General features: G+C 64.3%; 17 protein-coding genes and 1 pseudogene. 9 read left to right on the plus strand and 9 right to left on the minus strand.

Annotation, left to right across the window (positions count from 1 at the left end):
* Positions 1 to 5: 5 nt before the first annotated feature.
* Both DY467_RS10920 and DY467_RS10925 read right to left on the minus strand, forming a co-directional pair.
* Positions 6 to 1,901 (minus strand): extracellular solute-binding protein, encoded by a 1,896-nt coding sequence (locus DY467_RS10920; protein ID WP_164635975.1) that lies wholly within the window; start codon positions 1,899 to 1,901, stop codon positions 6 to 8.
* A gap of 212 nt (positions 1,902 to 2,113) precedes the next feature.
* Positions 2,114 to 2,668 carry a c-type cytochrome gene (locus DY467_RS10925; RefSeq protein ID WP_107356467.1) on the minus strand — a complete coding sequence of 185 codons (555 nt, stop codon included), beginning with the start codon at positions 2,666 to 2,668 and terminating at the stop codon, positions 2,114 to 2,116.
* Between the two features lie 199 nt (positions 2,669 to 2,867).
* Here DY467_RS10925 and DY467_RS10930 point away from each other — a divergent pair, with 199 nt between their 5' ends.
* A complete protein-coding gene (locus tag DY467_RS10930; RefSeq protein ID WP_164635977.1) occupies positions 2,868 to 3,605 on the plus strand; it encodes a 3-deoxy-manno-octulosonate cytidylyltransferase in 738 nt (245 codons plus the stop codon).
* A gap of 70 nt (positions 3,606 to 3,675) precedes the next feature.
* Positions 3,676 to 4,518, plus strand: a complete 843-nt coding sequence (locus DY467_RS10935; protein WP_107345451.1) for a prephenate dehydratase — start codon at positions 3,676 to 3,678, stop codon at positions 4,516 to 4,518.
* A gap of 115 nt (positions 4,519 to 4,633) precedes the next feature.
* On the opposite strand, the gene DY467_RS10940 is transcribed toward DY467_RS10935, so the two are convergent.
* Positions 4,634 to 5,650, minus strand: a complete 1,017-nt coding sequence (locus tag DY467_RS10940) for an LLM class flavin-dependent oxidoreductase (RefSeq protein ID WP_164572511.1) — start codon at positions 5,648 to 5,650, stop codon at positions 4,634 to 4,636.
* 409 nt (positions 5,651 to 6,059) lie between these two features.
* On the opposite strand from DY467_RS10940, the gene metF reads away from it, so the two are divergent.
* Complete coding sequence (gene metF, locus DY467_RS10945) at positions 6,060 to 6,947, plus strand: methylenetetrahydrofolate reductase [NAD(P)H] (protein ID WP_164635979.1); 888 nt, start codon at positions 6,060 to 6,062, stop codon at positions 6,945 to 6,947.
* A 12-nt stretch (positions 6,948 to 6,959) separates the two neighbouring features.
* Positions 6,960 to 10,841: a methionine synthase gene (gene metH, locus DY467_RS10950; protein ID WP_164635981.1), complete on the plus strand. Its 3,882-nt coding sequence runs from the start codon at positions 6,960 to 6,962 to the stop codon at positions 10,839 to 10,841.
* Between the two features lie 792 nt (positions 10,842 to 11,633).
* Here the strand turns inward: metH and DY467_RS10955 are convergent.
* The 3 genes and pseudogenes from DY467_RS10955 to glpK all read right to left on the minus strand — a co-directional run bounded on the left by DY467_RS10955 (position 11,634) and on the right by glpK (position 15,744).
* Positions 11,634 to 12,265 (minus strand): annotated as a pseudogene (locus tag DY467_RS10955) (glutathione S-transferase family protein).
* Positions 12,266 to 12,472: 207 nt separating this feature from the next.
* Positions 12,473 to 14,125 (minus strand): RNA-directed DNA polymerase, encoded by a 1,653-nt coding sequence (locus DY467_RS10960; protein WP_164635983.1) that lies wholly within the window; start codon positions 14,123 to 14,125, stop codon positions 12,473 to 12,475.
* A gap of 107 nt (positions 14,126 to 14,232) precedes the next feature.
* A complete protein-coding gene (glpK, locus tag DY467_RS10965; protein ID WP_164635985.1) occupies positions 14,233 to 15,744 on the minus strand; it encodes a glycerol kinase GlpK in 1,512 nt (503 codons plus the stop codon).
* A 208-nt stretch (positions 15,745 to 15,952) separates the two neighbouring features.
* Between glpK and DY467_RS10970 the strand changes: the two genes are divergently transcribed.
* From DY467_RS10970 to DY467_RS10990, 5 genes are all read left to right on the plus strand, one after another.
* The gene (locus tag DY467_RS10970; protein WP_047310094.1) at positions 15,953 to 16,537 is read left to right on the plus strand and encodes an ANTAR domain-containing response regulator; all 585 of its coding nucleotides are present in this window, start codon (positions 15,953 to 15,955) and stop codon (positions 16,535 to 16,537) included.
* Between the two features lie 145 nt (positions 16,538 to 16,682).
* Positions 16,683 to 17,843, plus strand: a complete 1,161-nt coding sequence (locus tag DY467_RS10975) for a CmpA/NrtA family ABC transporter substrate-binding protein (protein WP_164635986.1) — start codon at positions 16,683 to 16,685, stop codon at positions 17,841 to 17,843.
* A 492-nt stretch (positions 17,844 to 18,335) separates the two neighbouring features.
* Positions 18,336 to 18,758 (plus strand): globin family protein, encoded by a 423-nt coding sequence (locus tag DY467_RS10980; RefSeq protein WP_164635988.1) that lies wholly within the window; start codon positions 18,336 to 18,338, stop codon positions 18,756 to 18,758.
* A gap of 42 nt (positions 18,759 to 18,800) precedes the next feature.
* Positions 18,801 to 20,573 (plus strand): NirA family protein, encoded by a 1,773-nt coding sequence (locus tag DY467_RS10985; RefSeq protein WP_164635990.1) that lies wholly within the window; start codon positions 18,801 to 18,803, stop codon positions 20,571 to 20,573.
* Positions 20,570 to 22,189, plus strand: a complete 1,620-nt coding sequence (locus DY467_RS10990; RefSeq protein ID WP_164635992.1) for a sulfite reductase subunit alpha — start codon at positions 20,570 to 20,572, stop codon at positions 22,187 to 22,189. The genes DY467_RS10985 and DY467_RS10990 overlap by 4 nt, the downstream gene beginning before the upstream one ends.
* A 132-nt stretch (positions 22,190 to 22,321) precedes the next feature.
* Here DY467_RS10990 and DY467_RS10995 read toward each other — a convergent pair whose 3' ends face one another.
* From DY467_RS10995 to pimC, 3 genes are all read right to left on the minus strand, one after another.
* Entirely contained in the window at positions 22,322 to 23,095 is a 774-nt protein-coding gene (locus DY467_RS10995) for an SDR family NAD(P)-dependent oxidoreductase (RefSeq protein WP_164635994.1), read from the minus strand.
* 311 nt (positions 23,096 to 23,406) lie between these two features.
* Positions 23,407 to 24,549, minus strand: a complete 1,143-nt coding sequence (gene pimD, locus DY467_RS11000; RefSeq protein ID WP_164635996.1) for a pimeloyl-CoA dehydrogenase small subunit — start codon at positions 24,547 to 24,549, stop codon at positions 23,407 to 23,409.
* Positions 24,550 to 24,681: 132 nt separating this feature from the next.
* A complete protein-coding gene (gene pimC, locus DY467_RS11005; RefSeq protein WP_011159252.1) occupies positions 24,682 to 25,872 on the minus strand; it encodes a pimeloyl-CoA dehydrogenase large subunit in 1,191 nt (396 codons plus the stop codon).
* Between the last annotated feature and the right edge of the window lie 2 nt (positions 25,873 to 25,874).

The following is a 25,874-nucleotide window of genomic DNA, read 5'->3' on the forward strand; positions in this document are numbered from 1 at the left end:
AATCCTCAAGAGCGCTTGCCGAGGTTAGCGGCCTTGTCGGCGTCGTACCACCACAGCGCCGGTAGACCGGAGCGGGCGTATTTCGGCAGCGGCGCGTGCCCAAACCGATCCCAGCGCGCGTAGCGCATGAAACCGTAGGTGAATTGCGGCACGACGTAGAAGTTCCACAGCAGCACGCGGTCGAGCGCCCGTGTGGCGGCAACCAGCGTGGCCCGATCCTTGGCGTAGATCACCTTTTCGATCAGCTCATCGATGGCCGGATTCTTGATGCCAATGGTGTTGTGCGAGCCCTGTTCATTGGCCGCCTGCGATCCCCAATAGTCCCGCTGCTCGTTGCCCGGCGATAGCGACTGGCCCCACAGATCGGTGATGATGTCGAAATCGAACGCGCGAATTCGGTTCTGATACTGCGCGTCGTCGACCACACGGATCGAGACGGCAACGCCTAGCCGCTCCAGCGACGGCTTGTAGAACAACGCGATCCGTTCCGACGATGGGTCCTGCACCAGGATCTCGACCGTCACCGGCTTGCCGGACGGATCGACCAGCTTGCGATCCTTGATGTCGAAGCCGGCCTCTTTCACCAGCTTGATGGCCTCGCGCAAGTTGGCGCGCACCGCCTCCGGATTGCCGCCGACTGGATTGGTGTAGGGCTGCGTGAACAGCTCGGCCGGAACCTTGTCGCGCACGGTTTCGAGGAACGCCAGCTCCTGCCCTTCAGGCAGCCCGCTGGAGGCGAGCTCGGTCCCTTCGAAGAAGCTCGCGATCCGCTTGTACTGTCCGTAGAACAGTTGCTTGTTCATTTCCTCGAAGTCGAACGCGTAGTTGAAGGCACGCCGTACCCGCGGGTCCTTGAACATCTCGCGGCGCGTGTTCAGCACGAAGGCCTGCATCCGGCCGGAGTCGTTGATCGGGAATTCTTCTTTGACGACGCGCTTGTCATTCACCGCCGGGAAGTCGTAGGCGGTCGCCCACTGCTTGGCGGAGTTCTCCATGATCCAGTCGGCCTGATCGGCCTTGAAGGCTTCCAGCGCCACCGTGTTGTCGCGGAAGTACTCGAACCGCAGTTCGTCGAAATTGTTCTGGCCGATCCGCACCGGCAGCTTCTCGCCCCAATAGTCCTTCACCCGCTCCAGCACGACCGAGCGGCCGGCGACGAATTCCTTGATCTTATAGGGGGCGGAGCCGAGCGGCGGCTCCAGCGTCGTGGCCGAGATGTCGCGCTTGCGTCCCTGCGCGTCGGTGCCTTCCCACCAATGCTTCGGCAACACCATCAATTCTCCGACGATGGTCGGCAGTTCGCGATTGCCCGGCGCATCGAAGGTGAAACGGACGTCGCGCTCGCCGACCTTCTCGGCTTTGACGACATGCCGATAATACGAAGCGTAGCGCGGGCTGTATTTCTTCAGCGCGTCGAACGAGAACACCACGTCGTCAGCGGTGACCGGCTTGCCGTCGTTCCAGCGCGCTTCCTTGCGCAGTCGATAGATCACCCAGGAAAAATCGTCGGGATGCGCGGCGCCCTCGGCGAGCAGACCGTACTCGGTGCCGACCTCATCCTGCGACGGCGTCATCAGGGTTTCGTAAAGATACCCCGCAGGACCGGCGATGTTGCCCTTCACACCGGCGACCGCGAGATTGAAATTGTCGAAGGTGCCGAGCGCAATCTGCCGCGCGATACCGCCCTTCGGCGCTTTCGGATTCACATAATCGAACTGTGCGAAGCCGGCCGGATATTTGAGGTCCCCGAACAGCGACAGTCCGTGGCGCCAGGCCGCGCCATCGACCGCGGTTTCGGCGCGCGCCGCGCTCGCTCCAAACGGACCGGGGCTGAAGCTCAAAACTGGGGTCGCTGCGGCCAACAAGCCGCCCTGCAGAAGATGTCGTCGGGTCAACGTCACGATACTGAAATCCCTGTTCGCTGCGGTCTTCGCCCAGACCGGACTGTCCGAGGATTCGTCCGATTATGGCGATTTTGGCGGAGGATAACACCCCACGCACGGCCGACTTGCGGCGAAAGGTCCCGGTTACCGATGTTTAATCCGCCCCGGTTTCGCAAAACAAAACGGCCGGGATAATCCCGGCCGTTCAACATTCCAATCTTGGAAAATCGTTACTTCTCTGCCGTCGCCGGCAGTGCTTCGGGCTTGTCCGAATTCTTGTTGAGATAGGCGATCAGGTCGGCCCGTTCCTTGTCGTTCGGAATGCCGGCGAAGCTCATCGCGGTGCCGGGGATGTAGCCCTTCGGATTGGCGAGGAACTTGTTGAGCTCGTCGAACGTCCAGGCGCCGCCCTTCGCCTTCATCGCCGCCGAGAAGTTGAAACCGTTGCGGCCTTCGCCGCGGTGGTCGCCGACGATGCCGTAGAGGTTCGGGCCGACGCGGTTCGGGCCGTCCTTTTCGAAAGTGTGGCAGGCGGCGCATTTCTTCGCGACCTTGGAGCCCTGGTCGACCGAGGCGGTCTGCAGCAGCTTCTCGATCGGCTCGTCCGCCTTCGGCGCAGCATCCTTCGCCTGGGCCGGCTCGGCTTCCTTCACGGCGATGGCGTAGCCCTGCTTTTCGGGCTTGGTCGGGGAAAAGATCGCCTGCGCGGCGAAGTTGGATAGCAACAGGATCAGCAAGGTCCCGAAGATCGCGCCGACAATTTTGTTGAGTTCGAAAGTATCCATTTTCGCTCGCGTTTCCAAACCAGCCCGCGTCCGGACTTGTTCATCGGAGGCATTCTCAACTCGACTTTAGTCGGGATGAGATATCGGTTTGCCCCTGCGCTGGCAACCCGTATAAACGCCTCACACGCGTCGCTTCGGGCAGCCTGATACCAGTTCCGGCATTCGCTGCGGTGCATCATCCGCTGCAAGCGATCCTTCCATGACATCTCCTGCCACTCTGGTTCTGATCCCCGCCCGGATGGCCGCGACGCGGCTGCCGGGCAAACCGCTGCTCGACATCGCCGGGCTGCCGATGGTGGTGCAGGTGCTGCGCCGGGCGCAGGCGGCGGAGATCGGCCGGGTGGCGGTGGCGACCGATACGCCGGAGATCGCTGCCGCGGTGACCGCCCATGGCGGCGAGGTGGTGATGACCCGGTCCGATCATCCGTCCGGATCGGACCGCATCTTCGAGGCGCTGCAGACGCTGGATCCGGAGCGCAAGATCGAGACCGTGATCAACCTGCAGGGCGATTTCCCGACCATCCGCCCCGAGCAGATCGGCGCGGTGCTGGGGCCGCTCGCCGACCCGGCCGTCGACATCGCCACGCTGGCGGCCGAGATCCATACCGAGGAAGAGGCCACCAACCCGAACGTGGTCAAGGTGATCGGCTCACCGCTGGCCACGGACCGGCTGCGGGCGCTGTACTTCACCCGCGCCACCGCTCCCTGGGGAGACGGGCCGCGCTACCACCACATCGGCCTGTACGGCTACCGCCGCGCCGCCCTGGAGCGGTTCGTGGCGCTGCCCCCTTCCCCGCTCGAGTTGCGCGAAAAGCTCGAACAGCTCCGTGCGCTGGAGGCCGGCATGCGGATCGACGTCGGCATCGTGGATACCGTGCCGCGCGGGGTCGATACGGCGGCTGATCTCGAGACCGCACGGCGCGTGCTCGGCGGCTGACCCCGCCCACTAGCGAAAACCGCTACGGCTGCTAGAACGCGCGCCAGACACAGGACGCTAAGATCAGACCATGAAAATCGCATTCCAGGGCGAACCCGGCGCCAATTCCCACATCGCGATCAGCGACGCCTATCCCACCGCCGAGGCGATGCCTTGCGCCACCTTCGAGGACGCGCTGAGCGCGATCTCCTCGGGCGAAGCCGACCTCGGCATGATCCCGATCGAGAATTCAGTCGCCGGCCGCGTCGCCGACATCCACCATCTGCTGCCGACCTCCAAGCTGTTCATCGTCGGCGAGTGGTTCCTGCCGATCCGGCATCAGCTCGTCGCAGTGCCCGGCGCCAAGCTCGAAGACATCAAGACGGTCGAGAGCCACGTCCACGCGCTCGGCCAGTGCCGCCGCATCATCCGCAAATTCGGACTGAAGCCGATCGTCGCCGGCGACACTGCCGGCTCTGCACGGATCATCGCCGAGCGCGGCGACAAGACCTGCGCGGCGATCTCGTCTCGGCTGGCGGCGAAGATCTATGGTCTCGACATCCTGGCCGAGGACATCGAAGACGAAGCGCATAACACCACCCGCTTCGTCGTGCTGGCGCGCGAGCCGCGCTGGGCGGCGCAAGGCTCCGGCAAGCTCGTCACCACGTTTGTATTCCGGGTGCGCAACCTGCCGGCCGCGCTCTACAAGGCGCTCGGCGGCTTCGCCACCAACGGCGTCAACATGACCAAGCTGGAAAGCTACATGGTCGACGGCAATTTCTTCGCGACGCAGTTTTACGCCGACGTCGAAGGCCATCCCGAAGACCGCAACCTCGCCTTCGCGCTCGACGAACTGAAGTTCTTCTCCCGCGAATTCCGCATCGTCGGCGTCTACCCGGGCCACCCGTTCCGCGACACGTTCAGCGAGCGCTAGGCGAAAGCCCTGCCACGTCATTGCGAGCGAAGCGAAGCAATCCAGCTCGGTGCACTGAGCTTCTGGATTGCTTCGTCGCTGCGCTCCTCGCAATGACGAAAGCTGTTTTCTCGCACTACGCCGCCGCGCGCTGCAGCTCGAAGGCGTCGGCCAGCAGGCTATAGCTGCGCTTGCGCGCTTCGTGATCGTACACCGCGGTAATCACCATCAGCTCGTCGGCGTGGCTTGCGGAGATCAGCGGCTGCAACGCCTGCCGCACCGTCGCCGGACTGCCGACGAACAGCCGCGAGCGATTGCGCGCGATCGAGGCGCGGTCGGCGTCGGTGTAAGAATAAGACAGAGCTTCTTCGACACTCGGCAGCGGCACGTAGCGGCCGCGATCGCGTAGCAGGCGACTGAGATCCATCGAGCTTGCGAGCCGCTCCGCTTCCTCATCGGTGTCGGCGACAACGGCGGCGACGGCCAAAATGCCATGCGGCGTCGACCGCCAACGCGTCGGACGGAAGTTGCTGCGATAATGCGTCAGCGCCTCAACCGCATCGTGCGACGCGAAATGATGTGCGAAGGCGAAGCCCATGCCGACCTGCGCGGCGAGCTCGGAACTGTAGTCGCTGGAGCCGAGCAGCCAGATCGGCGGCAGTGGCGTATCGTCGGGCATCGCGACGACGTTGTTGTAGGGATGGCCGGGGGGAAAGCCGCGCGTCTCCCACAGCGTCAGCTCCTGCAGCCGCTCCAGAAAATCATCGCCCTCGCGGCCGTCGAGCCGCCGCCGGAGCGCGTGCATCGTCGCCTGATCGGTGCCCGGCGCGCGGCCGATGCCGAGATCGATCCGGCCGGGGAACAGCGCTTCGAGCATCTTGAAGCGCTCCGCCACAACCAGCGGCGCGTGGTTGGGCAGCATCACCCCACCGGAGCCGACATGGATGCGTTCGGTCACCGCCGCAATCTGCCCAATCATGATGTCCGGCGCCGGACTCGCGACTGAAGGAAGATTGTGATGCTCGGCCAGCCAATAGCGCACATAGCCCAGCGCATCCGCATGGCGCGCAAGGTCGATCGAGTTGCGCAACGCCGCAGCCGGCGGTGTGCCGGTGGTGACGACGGACAGATCGAGGATCGAGAGTGGCAGCATTTGCCTAACCTAGTGCGCGACCGAGGCGGGCGCAAAGGTATTGGGCTAGGCAATTCGACGATCCCCTGCCCGTTTCTTTCGGAGTGGGCAGAATGACCGTCTGCTTGGGAAGGTCTGGCTATCTGGTTCTGCCAGAATCGCTGCGTTGCACACAACCATCTGACAGATCGGTTGATTTTCGAAACAGTCGCGGGATACGCCTTGCCCACCCCGGGACAGACCCCAGCTTCATCCAACGCACAAAACGGACTATTTTGGGCAACTTCCCAAACTGATATCGCCCAAAGTGGGCTGGCCGCCGAAAGCAGTTCGGCCTAATTTAACGCGGTTCGTGGAGGTTCCTGACCGTTGGGCAGCCGCACGCGCCTGTGGACACCCGAACCGCCCTTTCAAACTGGATGACCATCAGATGAGCGACCTGCCGCAGGAGCTTCCGGCGATTTCCTTCGAGTTCTTCCCACCGAAGACCGAAGAGATGGAGCGCAACTTGTGGCAGGCGATCAGCCGGCTGGCGCCGCTGCATCCGAGCTTCGTCTCGGTCACCTATGGGGCCGGGGGCTCCACCCGGGAGCGGACCCACGCCACGATCGCGCGTATTCTCAAAGAAACCGATCTGACCCCGGCGGCGCATCTGACCTGCGTCGATGCCCCCTGTGCCGACGTCGACGACGTCGTGGCACGGTATCACGACATCGGCGTCCGCCACATCGTGGCGCTCCGCGGCGATCCGACCACCGGGCTCGGCGGCACCTACACGCCGCATCCGCAGGGCTATCGCAGCTCGGCCGATCTCGTCGCCTCGATCAAGCGCCGCTATCCGGACATCGACGTCACGGTGTCGGCCTATCCGGAGAAGCATCCGGAGAGCACCGGCTTCGATGCCGACCTCGATATCCTGAAGGCCAAGGTCGATGCCGGCGCGACGCGCGCCATCACCCAGTTCTTCTTCGATAACGACCTGTACTTCCGCTACCTCGACCGCGTCCGCGCCCGCGGCATCAATATCCCGATCGTGCCGGGCATCCTGCCCGTGCAGAACTTCAAGCAGGCCGCCGGCTTCGCGGCCCGCGCCGGCGCCAGCGTGCCGGACTGGCTGGCCAAGCAGTTCGAAGGCCTCGACGACGATCCCGACACCCGCAAACTGGTGGCCGCCACCGTCGCCGCCGGCCAGGTGCACAAGCTCGCCAAGCACGGCGTCAACAACTTCCACTTCTACACCATGAACCGCGCGGACCTGGTGTTCGCCATCAGCCATCTGCTGGGCTTCCGGCCGATCGCCAAGCAGAAGGCCGCGTAAGCAGTGTCCGATATGACCAAGCCCATTTCCGCAGCCCGCACCCAACTTCTGGCCCTCGCCGCGCAGCGGATCCTCGTGCTCGACGGCGCGATGGGGACGATGATCCAGCAGCTGCAGCTCGACGAAGCTGCGTTCCGCGGCGAGCGGTTCAAGGACTTCCACCGCGACCTGCGCGGCAACAACGACCTCCTCATCCTGACCCAGCCGCAGGCGATCGAGGACATCCACGCGCAGTACCTGCGCGCCGGTGCCGATATCGTCGCGACCAACACCTTCTCCTCGACCTCGATCGCGCAGGCCGACTACGACATGTCGGACCTCGCCTACGAGATGAGCCGCGACGGCGCCCGCCTCGCCCGTAACGCCGCCGCCAAGGTCGAAGCCGAAGACGGCAAGCCGCGCTTCGTCGCCGGCGCGATCGGCCCGACCAACCGCACCGCCTCGATTTCGCCGGACGTCGCCAATCCCGGCTACCGCGCGGTGACGTTCGATGATCTGCGCATCGCCTATAGCGAACAGATCAACGGCCTGCTCGACGGCGGCACCGACATCCTGCTGCTCGAAACCATCTTCGATACGCTGAACGCCAAGGCGGCGCTGTATGCGATCGCCGAGATCACCGAGGCCCGCGGCATCGACGTGCCGGTGATGATCTCCGGCACCATCACCGACAAATCGGGCCGCCTGCTGTCGGGCCAGATGCCGGAAGCGTTCTGGAATTCGGTGCGGCATGCGCGGCCGATCACCATCGGCTTCAACTGCGCGCTCGGTGCCAAGGATCTGCGCGCCCACATCGCCGATATCAGCCGCGTCGCCGATACGCTGGTCTGCGCCTATCCCAACGCCGGCCTGCCCAACGAATTCGGCCAGTACGACGAGAGCCCAGAATACATGGCTGGTCTCGTCGGCGAGTTCGCCGAAGCCGGCCTCGTCAACATCGTCGGCGGCTGCTGCGGCACCACGCCAGCCCACATCAAGGCGATCGCCGAAGCGGTCGCGCCACATAAGCCGCGTGTGATCCCGACCATCGAACCGCGGCTGCGGCTCTCCGGCCTCGAGCCATTCGAACTGACCAAGGACATTCCGTTCGTCAACGTCGGCGAACGCACCAACGTCACCGGCTCGGCGAAATTCCGCAAGCTGATCACCGCCGGAGACTACGCCGCCGCGCTGCAGGTGGCGCGCGACCAGGTCGAGAACGGTGCCCAGATCATCGACGTCAACATGGACGAAGGGCTGCTCGATTCCGAAGCCGCGATGGTCACCTTCCTCAACCTCGTCGCCGCCGAGCCGGACATCGCCAAGGTGCCGGTGATGGTCGACTCCTCGAAGTTCAATGTGATCGAGGCCGGGCTGAAGTGCCTGCAGGGCAAGCCGGTGGTGAACTCGATCTCGCTCAAAGAGGGTGAGGACAAGTTCGTTCACGAGGCGGGCATCGCCAAGCGTCACGGCGCCGCCGTGGTGGTGATGGCGTTCGACGAGACCGGCCAGGCCGACACCTACGCGCGCAAGACCGAGATCTGCGCCCGCGCTTACGACATTCTCGTCAACCGCATCGGCTTCCCGCCCGAAGACATCATCTTCGATCCGAACATCTTCGCGATCGCCACCGGCCTCGAAGAACACAACAATTACGGCGTCGACTTCATCGAGGCGACGCGCTGGATCCGGCAAAACCTGCCGCACGCCCACGTCTCCGGCGGCGTCTCCAACCTGTCGTTCTCGTTCCGCGGCAACGAGCCGGTGCGGGAGGCGATGCACTCGGTGTTCCTGTATCATGCCATCAAGGCCGGCATGGACATGGGCATCGTCAATGCCGGCCAGATGATCGTGTATGACGACATCGATCCCGAGCTGCGCCAGGTGTGCGAGGACGTCATCCTCAACCGTGATCCCGGCGCCTCCGAACGCCTGCTGGCGCTCGCCGACAAATATCGCGGCCAGGGCAAGCAGCAGAAGGAACAGGACCTCGCCTGGCGCTCCTGGCCGGTCGAGCAGCGGCTCAGCCACGCGCTGGTGCACGGCATCACCGAGTTCATCGAAGCCGACACCGAGGAAGCACGTGCCAAGGCCGAGCGGCCGCTGCACGTGATCGAAGGCCCGCTGATGGCCGGCATGAACGTGGTCGGCGACCTGTTCGGCGACGGCAAGATGTTCCTGCCGCAGGTGGTGAAGTCGGCCCGCGTGATGAAGCAGGCGGTCGCCTATCTGATGCCGTTCATGGAAGCCGAGAAGGCGGCCAACCTCGCCGCGGGCAAGGACTCCGGAGAGCGCTCCTCCGCCGGCAAGATCGTGCTCGCCACCGTCAAGGGCGACGTCCACGATATCGGCAAGAACATCGTCGGCATCGTGCTCCAGTGCAACAACTTCGAGGTGATCGACCTCGGCGTGATGGTGCCGGCCGCCAAGATCATCGAGACCGCGAAGGCCGAGAACGCCGATATTATCGGCCTGTCCGGGCTGATCACGCCGTCGCTCGACGAGATGAGCTTCCTCGCCGGCGAGCTGCAGCGGAGCGGCTTCGACGTTCCGCTGCTGATCGGCGGCGCGACGACGAGCCGTGTCCACACCGCGGTGAAGATCGACCCCGCCTACCCTGCCGGCAGCGTGGTGCACGTCAACGACGCCAGCCGTGCGGTCGGCGTCGCCTCTTCGCTGCTGTCGAAGGACAAGGGCGCCGCCTATGCGGCGGAGATTCGCGCCGACTACGCCAAGATCTCGGCGGCGCATCACCGCGCCCAGGCCGACAAGAAGCGGCTGACGCTCGCTGCCGCCCGCGCCAACGCCACCAAGATCGATTGGGCCGCGACCAAGCCGGTCAAGCCCTCCTTCATCGGCACGCGGAGCTTCAGCAGCTATTCGCTCGCCGAACTGGTCGACTACATCGACTGGACGCCGTTCTTCCAGGCCTGGGAACTCGCCGGACGCTTCCCCGCGATCCTCGACGATGGCGTGGTCGGCGAAGCGGCGCGGTCGCTGTATGTCGACGCCCGCAAGATGCTGGACCGCATCGTCACCGAGAACTGGTTCACCGCCAACGCGACGATCGGCTTCTGGCCGGCGAATGCGCAAGGCGACGACATCCTGGTCTATGCGGATGAAGCGCGCACCACGCCGATCGCCACGCTGCACAGCCTGCGCCAGCAGCTCGACAAGCGCGAAGGCCGCGCCAACGCCGCGCTCAGCGACTTCATCGCACCGGTTGCGAGCGGCGTCGCCGACTATATCGGCGGCTTCGTCGTCACCGCCGGCATCGGCGAGGACGTGATCGCCGACAAGTTCAAGGCCGAGCGCGACGACTACTCGTCGATCATGGTCAAGGCGCTGGCCGATCGTCTCGCCGAAGCCTTCGCCGAGCGGATGCACGCCCGCGTCCGCCGCGTGTTCTGGGGCTATGCGCCGGATGAGACCCTGTCGGCCGACGATCTGATCCTGGAGAAGTATCAGGGCATCCGCCCCGCGCCCGGCTATCCGGCCCAGCCCGACCACACCGAGAAGGCGACGCTGTTCGAGCTGCTCGACGCCGAAGCCTCCGCCAGCGTGACGCTGACCGAGAGCTTTGCGATGTGGCCGGGCTCGTCGGTGTCGGGACTGTATTTCAGCCATCCGCAGAGCGCCTATTTCGGCGTCGGCAAGATCGAACGCGACCAGGTCGAAGATTATGCCGCGCGCAAGGGCTGGGACGTCGCCACCGCCGAACGCTGGCTGGCACCGGTGCTGAATTACATCCCGTCGCGCAGCACGGGCGCCACGGATGAAACCGGTATGCCGCCGCTGGCGCCGCAAGCCGATGCTCCGCTATCGGCCGACGACGCCGCGCTGGCCTCGCACCCGCAGGGTTGCACCTGCGCGCTGCACCTCGCCTGGCGCAAGCAGAAGGTCGCGGCGAAATAGCTCGCCTTCCTATTCAGCGGGCGTGTACCACAATCGGCGCCCCCCGCGCAGGCGGGGGCCCCAGTATTGCAGAGCGTTGTTCGTAAGCGGACCGCAGAGCAAGCTGCGCTCTGGAATACTGGGTCGTCCGGTCAAGCCGGACGATGACAGCGGAAGGTGAAACGACCGCTCTGCTCGACCGCGCCCATCGCTTTCAAAATGTCAAACAGCCACGGCGTCGCGATCTCGCGGCTCTGCCGAGCCCGAGCTTTGCACCCGTCGTCATCACGACGAGGGGCGGGGGCGCGCCGCTTGGCGCAAAGTTGGTGGTTGGTCGCGATGGCTTGCGATCCATCGCGCGACGCCGTCACGGCGCGCCCACCAGCGGTGATCTTTTGGCATCGGGACCGTTCTTCCGGGCGCGGGAAGTACGGGGATTTCTCCCGTCTCGTTCCGTCCCGTCCAGCCGCGCAACGGGCAGCCGCTCATAGTAGCGGCGGACGGCGACCTTCTGCCTCCCGGACGAAGTGGGTGCGAACCACCGCGCGCAGGACGCCGCGTCAGGCTCGGCGCCGCTGCACCCTGCAGCTTCGCCAAACCCTCACCGGCCGGTCTCCCGGCCGACGATCTGTCCCGCTCAACGACGCCTCGCGAAGCGCCCCTCACGGACAGGACGATACGGACTATAATCCTTATAGGAATATTGTCAATACACGGTGCGAGTTCGCGTCGCCGAGGCTGATCCGACGATCAGCCTCATTGCCCCCGCGCGCGATCAGGCAAATGGACGTGCTATCGCCCTCCTCCCCCCGCCTATGCCGGCGTCGGCGGGATCAGCGGCTGTACGATCTCGCGAAACGCCGGCAGGGCTTCGCAGCGCGCCGCATGGGCCGCGAGCGCGGGATGGCGCGCGGCATCGAACAGATGCGGATGCGCCTCGCCGGTGAAGCGCAGCACGCAGGCGACCGCGATATCGGCGTGGCCGATGGTGTCGCCGAACCAAAACGGCGTCGCGATCGCGGCGCGTTGCGCCTCCAGCACGTCGAGCACACTGCCGATCTGCGCCTCGCAGCGCGCGACCCAGACGTCGGATTGCTGCTGGCGCAGCACCCGCTCGTAGACCAGGCTGACCGCCTTGTCGCCAAGCCCGGTCGCCAGCGCGCAGACTTTCAGCGCCTGCCGTCGCGCCGATCCGCTCTCCGCGATCATCGCCTTGGCAGGTCCGACCAGTTCGTCGAGTTAATCCAGGATCGCCGTGCTCTCAATCAGCACCTCACTATCGTCCAGCACCAGCGTCGGCACCCGGCGCAGCGGATTGTAAGGCGCAATGTTGTCGGCATCGCCGAACGTCGACCACGGCCAATGCTCGAACGGCAACTCATACAGCCGCAGCGCGAGCGCGACGCGGCGCACGAAGGGGAGTCGTATTGGCCGATCAGGATCATCGCGGGCACCGTGGGATCGAAAGCTTGGCAGCAATTGTCGCGTCGCGACATTTACGGCCAAGCGGAATGATCAGCCTTGTCCAGCGTGGATATCATGGCTCGCTCCCAGTGGGATCGCCAAATCAGCCGCCAGCCAAATGCGCGCGGTAACTCGTTGTTCGTTGCCAAAACGGCGGATCACACCCCTACCATCCGCACTACGCGTTACTAACTTCTATCATTCGCCATCGCTCTTTCAAACTGAGCGTCTAAATCATCCTCATCAAAATCCCAATCATCTTCATCAGAACCTTCGTCGTACCGGTTGTACCGGTCAGGAATTGCTCTAGAGGAGACCTCCAAATCGAAGTCATCCATAAAATCGTTTTTAATGAAGGAAATATTCTTTCCAACTACTTGATTGCGACGCTGCGAAATTCGAGCCCGCACTGAACTCGTTGACCAACCATTGGCCACGATCTCATTTGACAAAAGCCAATTTGAATTAACCTCAGAGTCAGGCACAACCTCTTCCAGGAAGCTACTCACTTCGAACGCAAGCCGACCCGAATCTAAACTCTGCAAGAGCAAGGTATTCACTATTTGCCGATTTGGATCAGGAACAAACGCAATCTTACCAAGATCAATTTCGGCACCAAGCACAGCCACGAGCAACCACGAAACCTCGTGATCATGAGAGAGAGCTAGATGCCGCCTCAGTTCCTGATCGATTACCCTCTTCCAAAGCTTCGAATTATCTCTTCCAAGTTTCTGCTGCTTCAAGAAAAGCAAAATGCAATAATCCAAACAATGCGGATAACTCACCATCGACCGCACAACGTTATGCTCAACCTCCCAGAACTCGATAACTCCTTCAGACGTCAGACGATCGACCGCCCTGATCAAATATTTCAAAGAGCTGTCGGAGGCTGACAACTCTGCCAACTTGAAAGCTCGATCGAAAGCCCTGTCAATTAACCTCGTCTTAATCGAACCGTATCCATCGAGGATATTGTCAACCTCATGAATCCACGTTTCATCGATTAGAGTACTCGATTCAGAGATACCTGTCTTTTCGTCATTGAGCTCAAGCTCGTAGGAGTGAAGCGCCTCTTGAAGAGCATGAAGAATCGCTTCCGCAGACGCAAGATCACTCGCCCCGACGCAAAAGTCGTCTATATTGCGTAAGTAACCGACATATCTTCCATCGATCTTCTCCAAAATCTCCCGATCTATGGCGGAACCAATCACTTCCCCAACTACACGGCTGAAATCTGGACCAATTGGAATCCCCTTCGTCTGATTTCCTTGCCCTAAGCGAATAGCCCAATCGAGATCATTCGCGAATATTTTGGCGGACGCAGTTTTTCTGTCGGCCTTGGCTAACTTCTTGGTGTGCAATGCCCATGGAATCGCATGGGTGTAGATCGAAGAATAGAATTTCGCGATATCCGCTCTTACGACATATCTGGCTCCGGCTAAGCGCCTTTTTGTCTCGTGCAAAACACGATCAAAAGAGCAAGTAGCAACAGCTCGATTATCTTCTTGTTGCAGAAGCGACAATTTGATTGGAGCAGCCTCTTTCTCATTGCAATAAGAGAGAATCTCACTCCAATGACGCGACATCCAAGCTGCCGTAGCGACGGCAGTCGCAGGATGTACAACATCGAAATAACGTCGGCCATAGCCGCGCTTAGTACAGCTGTAAGGAATTCGATTTAGGTCAGCATCAGGAAGAACCAACTCAATATTGGTCGGATCTACGCCCTCAGCCCAAGCCTTCGTCTGAAAGACTGGCGGCAAAACCTCGGGAAAGAACCCTCGATTTAGAAACGCCTCAAAGACAGCATTGTCTGAGACCTTTGGCTTAAATGAAGCCATTAATTCAACTCCAAGATCAAATCTTGTGCACCATCAACTTCTACTATGTCCATTTTGCAGAGCGCAACATCAACGGCTGATTTGAGCAACTGCAGAAAGCTACGACGTTACCTGCCCCCTTCCCCCTCATCCGTCGCCAGCAGCCCCTTCACGGCCCTTGCCCAGCCCGCCAGTTTGCGTTCGCGCGTCGATGCGCTCATTGCGGGGCGGAAGCGGTGGTCGAGGCGCCAGTTGTCGGCGAATTTTTGCGGTTCGGGGAACACGCCTGCACTGAGGCCAGCCAAGTACGCGGCGCCGAGCGCGGTGGTTTCCTGGATCACCGGGCGGTCGACCGGGGCGTCGAGCAGATCGGCGAGGCGCTGCATGGTCCAGTCCGACGCGGTCATGCCGCCGTCGACGCGGAGCACGGTGGTGGCAGCGTCGGCGTCCGGCCAATCGGCACGCATCGCCGCCCACAGGTCGAAGGTCTGGTAGCACACGCTCTCCAGCGCGGCGTGGGCGAGTTCGGCCGGGCCGGTGTTGCGCGTCAGGCCGAACAGCGCGCCGCGGACGCGCGGATTCCAATACGGCGCGCCCATGCCGACGAACGCCGGGACCAGATACACGCTCTGCGCCGAATCCGACTTGTCGGCGAGCGGCCCGGTCTCGGAGGCATGCTTGATCACGCCGAGGCCGTCGCGCAGCCACTGCACCGCGCTGCCGGCGACGAAGATCGAGCCTTCGAGCGCGTAGGTGCGCTTGCCGTCGAGCTGATAGGCGACGGTGGTGAGCAGCTTGTTGTTCGACTTCACCGGCGTCGCACCGGTGTTGAGCAGCGCGAAGCAGCCGGTGCCGTAGGTCGACTTGATCATGCCCGGGGTGAAGCAAGCCTGGCCGATGGTCGCCGCCTGCTGGTCGCCGGCGATGCCGCGGATGGTGATCGAACCGCCGAACAGCTCCGGCACGCTGTCGCCGAAATGCGCCGAGGAATCCCTCACCTCCGGCAGCATCGAGCGCGGCACGCCGAGCAGCTTGAGCAGTTCGTCGTCCCAGGCGCCGTCGTGGATGTTGAAAAGCAGCGTGCGCGACGCATTGGTAGCGTCGGTGGCGTGAACCTTGCCGCCGGTCAGCCGCCACAGCAGATAGCAGTCGACCGTGCCGAACTTCAGCTCACCGCGTTCGGCGCGAGCCCGCGCGCCGGGCACGTTGTCGAGCAGCCAGGCAACCTTGGTGCCGGAGAAATACGGATCGATGATCAGCCCGGTCTTGGCGGTGACCATCGGCTCCAGCCCCTCGGCCTTCAGCCGGGTGCAGAACTCCGCGGTGCGGCGGTCCTGCCAGACGATGGCGCGGTGGATCGCATGGCCTGAGACGGCATCCCACACCACCACGGTTTCGCGCTGGTTGGTGATGCCGATCGCGGCGATATCGGCGGCGGTGGCGCCGGCCTTGTCCATCGCAGCGCGGCAGGTGGCGATGGTCGTCGCCCAGATATCCTCGGGCTCGTGCTCGACCCAGCCGGACGCCGGGAAATGCTGCGGGAATTCCTGCTGCGCGGAGGCCGCGATCGAAATGTCGGAGCGGAACAGAATCGCCCGCGACGAGGTGGTGCCCTGATCGATGGCCATGACGAAAGGCATCAGCGTTCTTCCCGAAGATGATGACGGAACGGTTTTGCCCACCCCACCCGATCGCGGTTTCGCCGTCAATATCGGCTGAAAAGCCAGCCCGCGGCCGCTGCCGGGTTTGAACCTGGGAGCGCCGGCGGTGCACAATCAATCTGCTTCAATTGCCGACCGGGATGTGGTTTGTGCTGCCATCAACCCTCCATAGGTACCGCCTCGACTGATGGACCATTCGCTCAACATCGTCATCGTCGATGAGAACCCGGTGCGCGCCGCGATTCTCACCGAGGGCCTGCGCGAGGCCGGGATGACAGAAATCACCCATCTCGAAGGCACCACCAACCTGTTGGCACGGATCTACCAGATCGATCCGGACGTGATCCTGATCGACCTCGAGAACCCCAGCCGCGACATGCTGGAGCAGATGTTCCAGGTCTCGAGGATCGTGAAGCGGCCGATCGCGATGTTCGTCGACCAGAGCGACACCGCCTCGATCCAGGCCTCGGTCGATGCCGGCGTGTCCGCCTACATCGTCGACGGGCTGAAGAAGGAGCGGATGAAGCACATCCTCGATCTGTGCATCTCGCGCTTCAATGCCTTCGCCAAGCTCGAGACCGAGCTGAGCAACGCCCGCTCGGCGCTCGAAGACCGCAAGGTGATCGACCGCGCCAAGGGCATCCTGATGAAGGCCAAGGGCCTGACCGAGGAGCAGGCCTACGTGCTGCTGCGGACCACCGCGATGAACGAGAAGAAGAAGATCGCCGAGATCGCCCAGTCGGTGATCACGGCTTCGGAGATGCTGAAATGATGCGTCGCGCCATCAACACCATCCTCTCCGCGCGTCATGGCCGGGCTCGTCCCGGCCATCCACGCCTTTCTCGCGTTGCCGTCAGCAAGGCGTGGATGCCCGGCACAAGGCCGGGCATGACGAGTGGAAAGCTGGAGCGCGTGAAATGAGCGAGCGGCTGCGCATCGGATTCATCCCGCTGGTCGACGCCGCCGCGCTGATCGTCGCCGCCGACAAGGGCTTCTGCGCCGCCGAAGGGCTCGACGTCGAGCTGGTGCGTGAGATCTCCTGGGCCAACGTCCGCGACAAGTTCAACATCGGCCTGTTCGACGCCGCGCATCTGCTGGCGCCGCTGGCGGTCGCCTCCAGCCTGGGCATCGGCCACGTCAAGGTGCCGGTGATTTCTGGTTTCGGACTGGGCGTCAACGGCAACGCCATCACGGTGTCGCCGGACCTGCACGCCGCAATCGTCGCGATGGCCGACGGTGACGTTGCCGATCCGGTCGTATCGGCACGCGCGCTGGCTCGCGTCGTTGCCGAGCGCCGCGCCAAGGGCCAGGAGCCGCTGACCTTCGGCATGACCTTCCCGTTCTCAAGCCACAATTACGATCTGCGATTCTGGATGGGCGCCGGCGGCGTCGATCCGGACGAGGATGTGCGGCTGGTGGTGCTGCCGCCGCCATTCATGGTGGAGAGTCTCGCCAGCAAGCATCTCGACGGCTTCTGCGTCGGCGCGCCGTGGAATTCGGTGGCGATTGATCTCGGCATCGGCACCATCCTGCATTTCACCAGCGAGCTGTTTCAGCGCGCCGCCGAGAAGATGCTGACGGTGCGGGCGAACTGGGCCGCGCAGCACCCCGAGGTGCTGCAGGCGCTGATCCGCGCCCATGTCCGCGCCGCGGACTACATCGAGGACGTCGCCAACCGCGACGAGGTTTGCGCCCTGCTCGCGGCGCCGGGCCGAATCGAGGTGACGCCGGAGCTGATCCGGCGCACGCTCGACGGCCGGCTGAAGGTTGCGGCCGACGGCACGCTGCGCACCAGCGACCGCTATCTGTTGGTCGGGCGCGAGGCCGCGGCGCGGCCCGATCCGGTGCAAGGCGCGTGGAACTACGCCCAGATGGTGCGCTGGGGGCAGGCGCCGCTGTCGGCCGATCTGCTCGCCGCAGCCAAGGCGGTGTTCCGGCCGGACCTGTATGACGCAGCGGTCGGCACAGCTCCGGCTTTGCCGACGGCACCCGCCGACGGCATCGGCGAGTGCACCGGCGCGCCGTTCGATCCCGACGACATCGCCGGCTATCTGCAGAAGCTGCAGATCAAACGCTGATCAGGGACCAAGTTGGTCATTCCGGGGGCGCGCGCCAGTGCGGACCCGGAATCTTGCCGGTACATGACAATCTCTGGATTCCGGACTCGCTCGCTGCCGCGAGCGCTCCGGAATCACGACGCCCGGGAACGGTGTCTCACGTTGCGCTGCACATTTCATCGCCACGCTGCTCAGCCGGGCAGCGGCGGACGGCGGCTTCGAACACGCTCTGGCATTTGCTGCGAAAGTCTCTAACCGCCTGACAATCCAGCCAAATCCACCTCCTGCCAGCAACTGGCACGAAATTCGCTGAACTGTCTTTGCGGGATGCCGGTGGGGCGTCCTGGCGTCATCGAAACTCCGACAGCAACGCCGCTGTCCTGGCCTCGCTCCGCGAGCACCCAGGCAGCGGCTTTTTTTCGTCGGTTCGAGGCGCCCCGTGCAAAGGGGATTGGTCGATGCAGCGCTTCGTGTACGGATGTCGGCGAAACCACATCGCAAGCAAGGATCGTGATGACGCCGCAGGCGATCGCATTGGTGCAACAGAGCTTCGCGCAGTTGACGCCGATCTCGGACGAGACCGCGACGCTGTTCTACGAGCGGCTGTTCACGACCGCGCCGGAGCTGCGGGCACTGTTTCACGGCGACATGCGCCGGCAGGGCAAGAAGCTGATGAGCACGCTGAACGTGGTGGTGACCGGGCTGACCGCGCTCGACACCATCCTGCCGGCCACGGGGCGGCTGGCGCGGCTGCACATCGCCTACGGCGTCAGCGCTGCGCACTACACGCCGTTCGGCGCAGCACTGCTATGGACGCTGGAGCGCGAGCTCGGCGCCGACTGGACACCGGAGCTGGCCGCAGCCTGGCGGGACGCCTACGCGCTGCTGTCCGAGACGATGCTGGCGGCGGCTTACGACGACACCACGCCGAGCTGATCCGCGCCCTGCCCCTCCCCGTGCAAGCGGCGTGAGGCGGTGATGGGCAGCGAATTCTCGATCGATCAGAAGCGCTATCTCGAAGGCTTCGCCACCGGCGTCACCGCAGCGCGCGCCGCGCGTGGCAGCCTGCCGGCCGGCGGTGCCGCGGCGCCGAGCGGCCCGGACGCAATCCACCTCCAGGCGCAAGACCGTGTCACCGCGTCGGGCAAGAAGCTCAACGATCCGGAGAAATGGAAGCGCGAACAGCATCCGTTCGATGCCTTTGCCCGGCTGAAGCAGCAGGCGAAGGACAACGCCGCGCCGAAGCCGGCGGACAATTTCCGCTGGCGCTACTACGGGCTATTCTACGTCGCCCCGGCGCAGACCTCGTATATGTGCCGCCTGCGTATTCCCAATGGCATCCTGACATCGTGGCAGATGGCTGGCCTCGCCGATCTCGCCGATACCCTCGCCGGCGGCTACGCGCATGTCACGACGCGCGCCAATTTGCAGATGCGCGAGATCGCGCCGAAAAACGCCGTGCTGCTCCTGCAGGGCATCGAAAGCCTCGGGCTGTGGGCGCGCGGCTCCGGCGCCGACAACATCCGCAACGTCACCGGCTCGGCAACCGCCGGGATCGATCCGCAGGAGCTGATCGATACGCGGCCCTACGCCCGCGACTGGCACTTCCACATCCTCAATGAACGCGCGCTGTTCGGGTTGCCGCGCAAGTTCAACGTCGCATTCGACGGCGGCGGGCTGATCCCGACGCTGGAGGACACCAACGACATCGCATTCCAGGCGGTGCAGATCGCGAATGGTCACGGCGTCGCGCCCGGCGTGTGGTTTCGCCTCGCGCTCGGCGGCATCACCGGCCACAAGGACTTCGCCCGCGACACCGGCGTGATCTTGGCGCCGGACGAAGCGACCGAGGTCGCGGATGCGATCGTGCGGGTATTCATCGAGCACGGCGACCGCACCGACCGCAACAAGGCGCGGCTGAAATACGTGCTCGATGCGTTCGGCTTCGATAAGTACTTGGAGCTGGTCGAGGAGAAACTCGGCCGCACGCTGATCCGCGTGCCGGCCGAAGCTGCATCCCCGCGCCCGGCGCAAGATCGCGCCGCGCATCTCGGCGTGCACCCGCAACAGCAGGAAGGACTGAACTGGATCGGCGTCCGGCTCGCCACCGGTCATCTCACGTCCGCACAGATGCGCGGGCTCGCCGAGGTCGCACGCAGCTTCGGCGACGGCGATCTGCGGCTGACGGTGTGGCAGAACCTCTTGATCTCCGGCGTGGCGGACGCACGCGTGGCTGAGGCCACGGCAGCGATCGAGGCGCTGGGACTGGCGATAACCGCCTCGCCGCTACGAGCCGGACTGATCGCCTGCACCGGTGCCAGCGGCTGCCGCTTTGCCGCCGCGCATACCAAGGAAACCGCGGAAGCGATCGCGCAATATTGCGAGCCCCGCGTGCCGCTCAACACGCCGATCAGCATCCATCTCACCGGCTGTCATAACTCCTGCGCGCAGCACTTCATCAGCGACATCGGCCTGATCGGCGCCAAGGTCGCGATCTCGGACGAGGACAGCGTCGAGGGCTTTCACGTCCATGTCGGCGGCGGCTTTGGCCCGGACGCGGCGATCGGCACCGAGGTGCTGCGCGACGTCAAGCAGGACGATGCCCCACGCGTGATCGCGCGGATGCTGCAGACGTATCTCGCGCGCCGCACTTCACCTGCCGAAACCTTCCTCGCCTTCGCCCGCCGCCACGATGCGGCGACGCTGCGCCAACTGTTCGCCTATGAGCCATCACCGGAGACCGTGGCATGAGCCAGAACCTGCCGCCCCCGATCCCGCTCCTGGTGCCGGAGACCGCGCCGTTCTCCGAGGAGCAACGCGCTTGGCTCAACGGCTTCTTCGCCGGCCTGGTGTCGCTCGATGGGCAAGGCGTCACCGCGCTGTCGCCCGATCAAGCCGCAGCATTGCTCGCCGGCGGCCCGGCGCCTGCAGCCGAAGACGACGACGGCGGCGCGCCGTGGCACGATCAGAGCCTGCCGATCGGCGAACGGATGCAGCTTGCGGAGGGCAAGCCGCTGCGCTGGAAGCTGATGGCCGCGATGGCGCAGCAGGATTGCGGCCAATGCGGCTACGACTGCCGCAACTACTCGGGCGCGATCTTCGACGGCAAGGAGACGCGGCTGAACCTGTGCGCCCCCGGCGGCAAGGACACCGCACGGATGGTGAAGACGCTGGCCGAACAGATCGGCACCGCGCCGACGCTGGATAGCGCCCCCTCCCTTGCCGCCGATGCTGCCCCGGTCGCGGCGCTGCCGCCGCGCGGCACCTCGCGCGACAATCCGGCGACTGCCAAGGTGCTGTCACGGCGCCGGCTCAACAAGCCGGGCTCGGAGAAGGAGACCTGGCACGTCGAGTTCGAGCTGGAGGATTGCTTGAACTACGAGGCCGGCGATTCCTTCGGTCTGTTTCCGACCAATGATCCGGCGCTGGTCGACGCCGTGCTGCACGCGCTCGGCGCGCCGGCGGAGTTTCCGATTGCGCAATCGACGCTGCGGCAGACGCTGCTCGACAGCGTGTCGCTGTCCCCCGCGCCCGACATGCTGTTCCAGCTGATCAGCTACATCACCGGCGGCGACAAGCGGAAGAAGGCGCGCGCGCTCGCCAGCGGCGAGGATCCCGATGGCGACGCCGCGACGCTCGACGTGCTCGCCGCGCTGGAGAAATTCCCCGTCCTCCGTCCCGATCCGGAAGCCTTTATCGAAGCGCTCGATCCGCTGCAGCCGCGGCTGTACTCGATCTCGTCGTCGCCGAAGACCACGCCCGGCCGGCTGTCGCTGACGGTCGATTGCGTGCGCTACAAGATCGGCAAGCGGCAGCGGCTCGGTGTCTGCTCCACCGGCCTCGCCGAGCGGGTGCAGCCCGGCGACACGCTCCGTGCCTACATACAGAAGGCGCACAATTTCGCGCTGCCGCCCGATTCCAGCCAGCCGATCATCATGATCGGCCCCGGCACCGGCGTCGCGCCGTTCCGCGCCTTCCTGCACGAGCGCCAGGCGATCCAGGCGCCGGGCAAGAACTGGCTGTTCTTCGGCCATCAGCGCTCGGCCTCGGACTTCTTCTACGAGGACGAATTGAAGGCGATGAAAAATGCCGGCCTGCTGACGCGGCTGACGCTGGCGTGGTCGCGCGATAGCGGAGAGAAGATCTATGTCCAGGACCGGATGCGCGAAGTCGGCCGCGACCTGTGGAGCTGGCTCACCGAAGGCGCCAACCTCTACGTCTGCGGCGACGCCAAGCGCATGGCCAAGGACGTCGAACGCGCACTGGTCGACATCGTCGCCCAGCACGGCGCCCGTTCGGCGGCGGAGGCGACGGCGTTCGTGTCGGAGTTGAAGAAACAGGGACGCTATCAGCAGGATGTGTATTAGGCGTCCCGCCATCGTCCGTCATTCCGGGGCGCGCGCCTTGCGCGCGAACCCGGAATCCCGAGGTTGCTTCCAAGGAAGAGAGATTCCGGGCTCGCTCACTTCGTGAGCGCCCCGGAATGACGATGGAGAGGCCTACACCGACGCCGTCGTGACGCCGCCGTCGATCACGATGGTCTGGCCGGTCATGAAGGTCGAGGCGTCTGAGCCCAGATAGGCGACGGCGCCGGCGATTTCGTGCGGCTCGCCGATCCGGCGCAGCGGGGTGCCGGCGGTGCGGCGCTTCAGATTGGCTTCGTCTTCCCACAGCGCGCGGGCGAAGTCGGTCTTGACCAGGCCCGGCGCGATGGCGTTGACGCGGATGCCCTTCGGGCCCCATTCACCGGCGAGGCTCCGGCACAGCGCGAAGTCGGCGGCTTTCGAAATGCCGTAGGCGCCGATCACGGTGGAGCCGCGCAAGCCGCCGATCGACGAGATGATCACCACCGAGCCAGAGCCGCGCTCGGCCATCTGCGGAATCGCGCGGGCGCACAGCCAGATGTTGCTCTTGACGTTCGAGGCCATGATCTTGTCGAACGCTTCGTCGGCGATATCGAGCAGCGGGCCGTAATACGGGTTGACCGCGGCGTTGCAGACCAGAATGTCGACCTTGCCGTATTTGGCGTTGGCGCCGTCGATCAGACCCTCGACCTCGGCCTTGCGCGAGATGTTGCAGGCGATGACGTGCGCATCGCCGCCCTCCTTGCGGATGCCTTCGGCGACTTCCTCGCAGGCGTCCGCCTTGCGGCTCGAGATCACCACCTTGGCGCCGAGCTTAGCCAGCAGCTCCGCCGACGCCCGCCCGATCCCGCGCGACGAGCCGGTGACGACGGCAACCTTGCCGGTGAGATCGAACGGATTGGCGGTCATGGCGAGGCTCCCTGGGATTCGTTGTTGATTGTTACTTATGGCGGAACGCGGTAGCCCCCGCGTGACCACGTCATGCGCGGGCTTGACCCGCGCATCCATCGTCTTGGGATGGATTGCCGGGTCGAGCCCGGCAATGACGAGGATGCTGTCGTCATTCCGGGGCGCGAGCGGAAGCTCGCGAACCCGGAATCCAGAGGGTGTTTGTGCGGCCGAGATTCCGGGTTCGCGCTGCGCGCGCCCCGGAATGACGGAGGTGAGAAATTCCGGGTTCGCTCACTGTCGTGAGCGCCCCGGAATGACTCGTGGAGAGATCAGATCAACCCACCACCGGCGCTGACGCGGGCGAGGTGGTGATCGGTGTCGCCGAAGGTCTGCTCGATCATGGTCAGCCGCTTGAAGTAGTGGCCGATCTTCGCTTCCATCGTCATGCCGATGCCGCCATGCAGCTGGATCGACTGCTGGCCGACGAACTTGCCAGACTTGCCGATCTGCACCTTCGCGGCCGCGATCGCGCCGGCGCGTTCCTTGGCGTCGTCGAACTCGGCCGCCATGGTGGCGAACATCGCCATCGAGCGGGCCTGTTCGGTGGCGACGAACATGTCGGCGGCGCGATGCTGCAGCACCTGGAAAGAACCGATCGGCACGCCGAACTGCTTGCGGGTCTTGATATACTCGACCGTGGTGGTGAGCGATTCATCCATCAGGCCGACCGCTTCGGCGCACAGCGCGGTGCGGGCATCGTCGACCACCGCCTCGATCAATTCGAGCGCGTTCTCCGGATCGCCGATCGCCGCATCGGAGCCGACCTGGACGCCGGTGAAGGTGATGTCCGCGGCGTGCAGCCCGTCCTGGGTCGGATAGCCCTTGCGGGTGATGCCCTTGGCATCGGCCGGCACCAGGAACACGCCGACGCCGGCGCGGTCACGCTGGCCGCCCTTGGTGCGGGCGGTGACGATCAGGGTGTCGGCGGCTTCGCCATTCAGCACCACGAACTTTTCGCCGTCGATCACCCAGCCGTCGCCGGTCTTCTTGGCGGTGGTGGAGACGTCGCCGAGATCCCAGCGCGAGTTCTTCTCGAGCTGGGCGAACGCGAAGGTCTTGGAGCCGTCGATGATGCCGGGCAGATGCGCCGCCTTCTGCGCGGCCGAACCGGCGCGGCGCAGGAAGCCGCCGCCGATCACCACGGTCGGCAGATAGGGTTCGAGCACCAGCGCATGGCCGAGCGCTTCCATGACGATCATGGTCTCGACCGCGCCGGCGCCGAAGCCGCCGTCTTCCTCGGCGAACGGCAGGCCGAGCAGGCCCTGCTCGGCGAACTTGCCCCACACCCCGCGGCTCCAGCCGCCCTTCTCCTTGGCGTACTTCTTGCGGCTGTCGAAATCGTAAGAGCCCTTCAGCAGGCCTTCGACGCTTTCCTTGAGGAGGCGCTGCTCCTCCGACAAATCAAAATCCATCGTGATGCTTCCTTGAATAGCAAAATCGACCGGGCGTCATTGCGAGGAGCGAAGCGACGAAGCAATCCAGCTTCGAGCACGTGGCTCAGGATTGCTTCGCTTCGCTCGCAATGACGGAGAGAACTTCGCGCCTTACAGCCCGAGCACCGCCTTGCAGATGATGTTGCGCTGGATCTCGTTGGAGCCGCCGTAGATCGAGACCTTGCGGTTGTTGAAGTAACCGGGGGCGATCTGGGCGGTCCAATCCATCGTCTCGTTCGAATCGTCGTCGCCATGGACGTCGTAAGGCGCGGCGAACGGGCCGATGACTTCCATCAGGAGTTCGGTGGTCGCCTGCTGAATCTCGGAACCCTTGATCTTCAGCACTGAGGACGCTGGATTCGGCTTGCCCTTGCCGTGCTTGCCTTCATCGGCGACGACGCGGAGCTGGGTGAGCTCGAGCGCCTTCAGCTCGATCTCGACCGCGGCCAGCTTGTCGCGGAACTTCGGATCCTCGATCACCGGCTTGCCGCCGGACTCGACCTGCGCGGCGAGCTGCTTGATGCGGCGGATGCGTTCCTTCGACATGCCGACCCGGGCGATGCCGGTGCGCTCGTTGCCGAGCAGGAACTTGGCGTAGTCCCAGCCCTTGTTCTCCTGGCCGACCAGGTTCTCCAGCGGCACTTCGACGTCATCGAAGAACACTTCGTTGACTTCGTGGCCGCCGTCGATGGTCTGGATCGGACGGACGGTGATGCCCTTGGTCTTCATGTCGACCAAGATGAAGGAGATGCCTTCCTGCTTCTTGGCGGCCGGATCGGTGCGGCACAGGCAGAAGATCCAGTCGGCGTGCTGCGCCAGCGTGGTCCAGGTCTTCTGGCCGTTGATGATCCACTTGTCGCCCTTCTTCTCCGCCTTCGTCTTCAGCGAAGCGAGGTCGGAGCCCGAGCCCGGCTCGGAGAAGCCCTGGCACCACCAATCATCGACATTGGCGATGCGCGGCAGGAAGCGCTTCTTCTGCTCCTCGCTGCCGAAGGTGTAGATCACCGGGCCGACCATCGAAACACCGAAGGCGAGCGGCTGCGGCGCGGGCGCGGCCTGCAGCTCCTCATTGAAGATGTAGTGCTGCACGCTGCTCCAGCCGGTGCCACCGTATTCCTTCGGCCAGTGCGTCACCGCCCAGCCCTTCTTGTTGAGGATGCGGTACCACTCGACCATTTCTTCCTTGGTGTTGTGGCGGCCTTCGATCAGTTTCTGCCGCGTCTTAGCCGGCACATTGTCCTTGAAGAACTGCCGCACCTCGTCGCGGAACGCGATCTCTTCTTTGCTGAAATTCAGATCCATCG

Origin of the sequence: Rhodopseudomonas sp. BR0G17, from assembly GCF_010907025.1 — a bacterium.
GTDB classification, from domain to species: domain Bacteria; phylum Pseudomonadota; class Alphaproteobacteria; order Rhizobiales; family Xanthobacteraceae; genus Rhodopseudomonas; species Rhodopseudomonas palustris_H.

What these genes read in the sequence shown, in the direction of transcription:
- DY467_RS10925 (WP_107356467.1), bottom strand. Translation starts at nt 2,668, where the DNA reads ATGGATACTTTCGAACTCAACAAAATTGTCGGCGCGATCTTCGGGACC.
- DY467_RS10930 (WP_164635977.1), top strand. Translation starts at nt 2,868, where the DNA reads ATGACATCTCCTGCCACTCTGGTTCTGATCCCCGCCCGGATGGCCGCG.
- DY467_RS10935 (WP_107345451.1), top strand. Translation starts at nt 3,676, where the DNA reads ATGAAAATCGCATTCCAGGGCGAACCCGGCGCCAATTCCCACATCGCG.
- DY467_RS10940 (WP_164572511.1), bottom strand. Translation starts at nt 5,650, where the DNA reads ATGCTGCCACTCTCGATCCTCGATCTGTCCGTCGTCACCACCGGCACA.
- metF (WP_164635979.1), top strand. Translation starts at nt 6,060, where the DNA reads ATGAGCGACCTGCCGCAGGAGCTTCCGGCGATTTCCTTCGAGTTCTTC.
- metH (WP_164635981.1), top strand. Translation starts at nt 6,960, where the DNA reads ATGACCAAGCCCATTTCCGCAGCCCGCACCCAACTTCTGGCCCTCGCC.
- DY467_RS10960 (WP_164635983.1), bottom strand. Translation starts at nt 14,125, where the DNA reads ATGGCTTCATTTAAGCCAAAGGTCTCAGACAATGCTGTCTTTGAGGCG.
- glpK (WP_164635985.1), bottom strand. Translation starts at nt 15,744, where the DNA reads ATGCCTTTCGTCATGGCCATCGATCAGGGCACCACCTCGTCGCGGGCG.
- DY467_RS10970 (WP_047310094.1), top strand. Translation starts at nt 15,953, where the DNA reads ATGGACCATTCGCTCAACATCGTCATCGTCGATGAGAACCCGGTGCGC.
- DY467_RS10975 (WP_164635986.1), top strand. Translation starts at nt 16,683, where the DNA reads ATGAGCGAGCGGCTGCGCATCGGATTCATCCCGCTGGTCGACGCCGCC.
- DY467_RS10980 (WP_164635988.1), top strand. Translation starts at nt 18,336, where the DNA reads ATGACGCCGCAGGCGATCGCATTGGTGCAACAGAGCTTCGCGCAGTTG.
- DY467_RS10985 (WP_164635990.1), top strand. Translation starts at nt 18,801, where the DNA reads ATGGGCAGCGAATTCTCGATCGATCAGAAGCGCTATCTCGAAGGCTTC.
- DY467_RS10990 (WP_164635992.1), top strand. Translation starts at nt 20,570, where the DNA reads ATGAGCCAGAACCTGCCGCCCCCGATCCCGCTCCTGGTGCCGGAGACC.
- DY467_RS10995 (WP_164635994.1), bottom strand. Translation starts at nt 23,095, where the DNA reads ATGACCGCCAATCCGTTCGATCTCACCGGCAAGGTTGCCGTCGTCACC.
- pimD (WP_164635996.1), bottom strand. Translation starts at nt 24,549, where the DNA reads ATGGATTTTGATTTGTCGGAGGAGCAGCGCCTCCTCAAGGAAAGCGTC.
- pimC (WP_011159252.1), bottom strand. Translation starts at nt 25,872, where the DNA reads ATGGATCTGAATTTCAGCAAAGAAGAGATCGCGTTCCGCGACGAGGTG.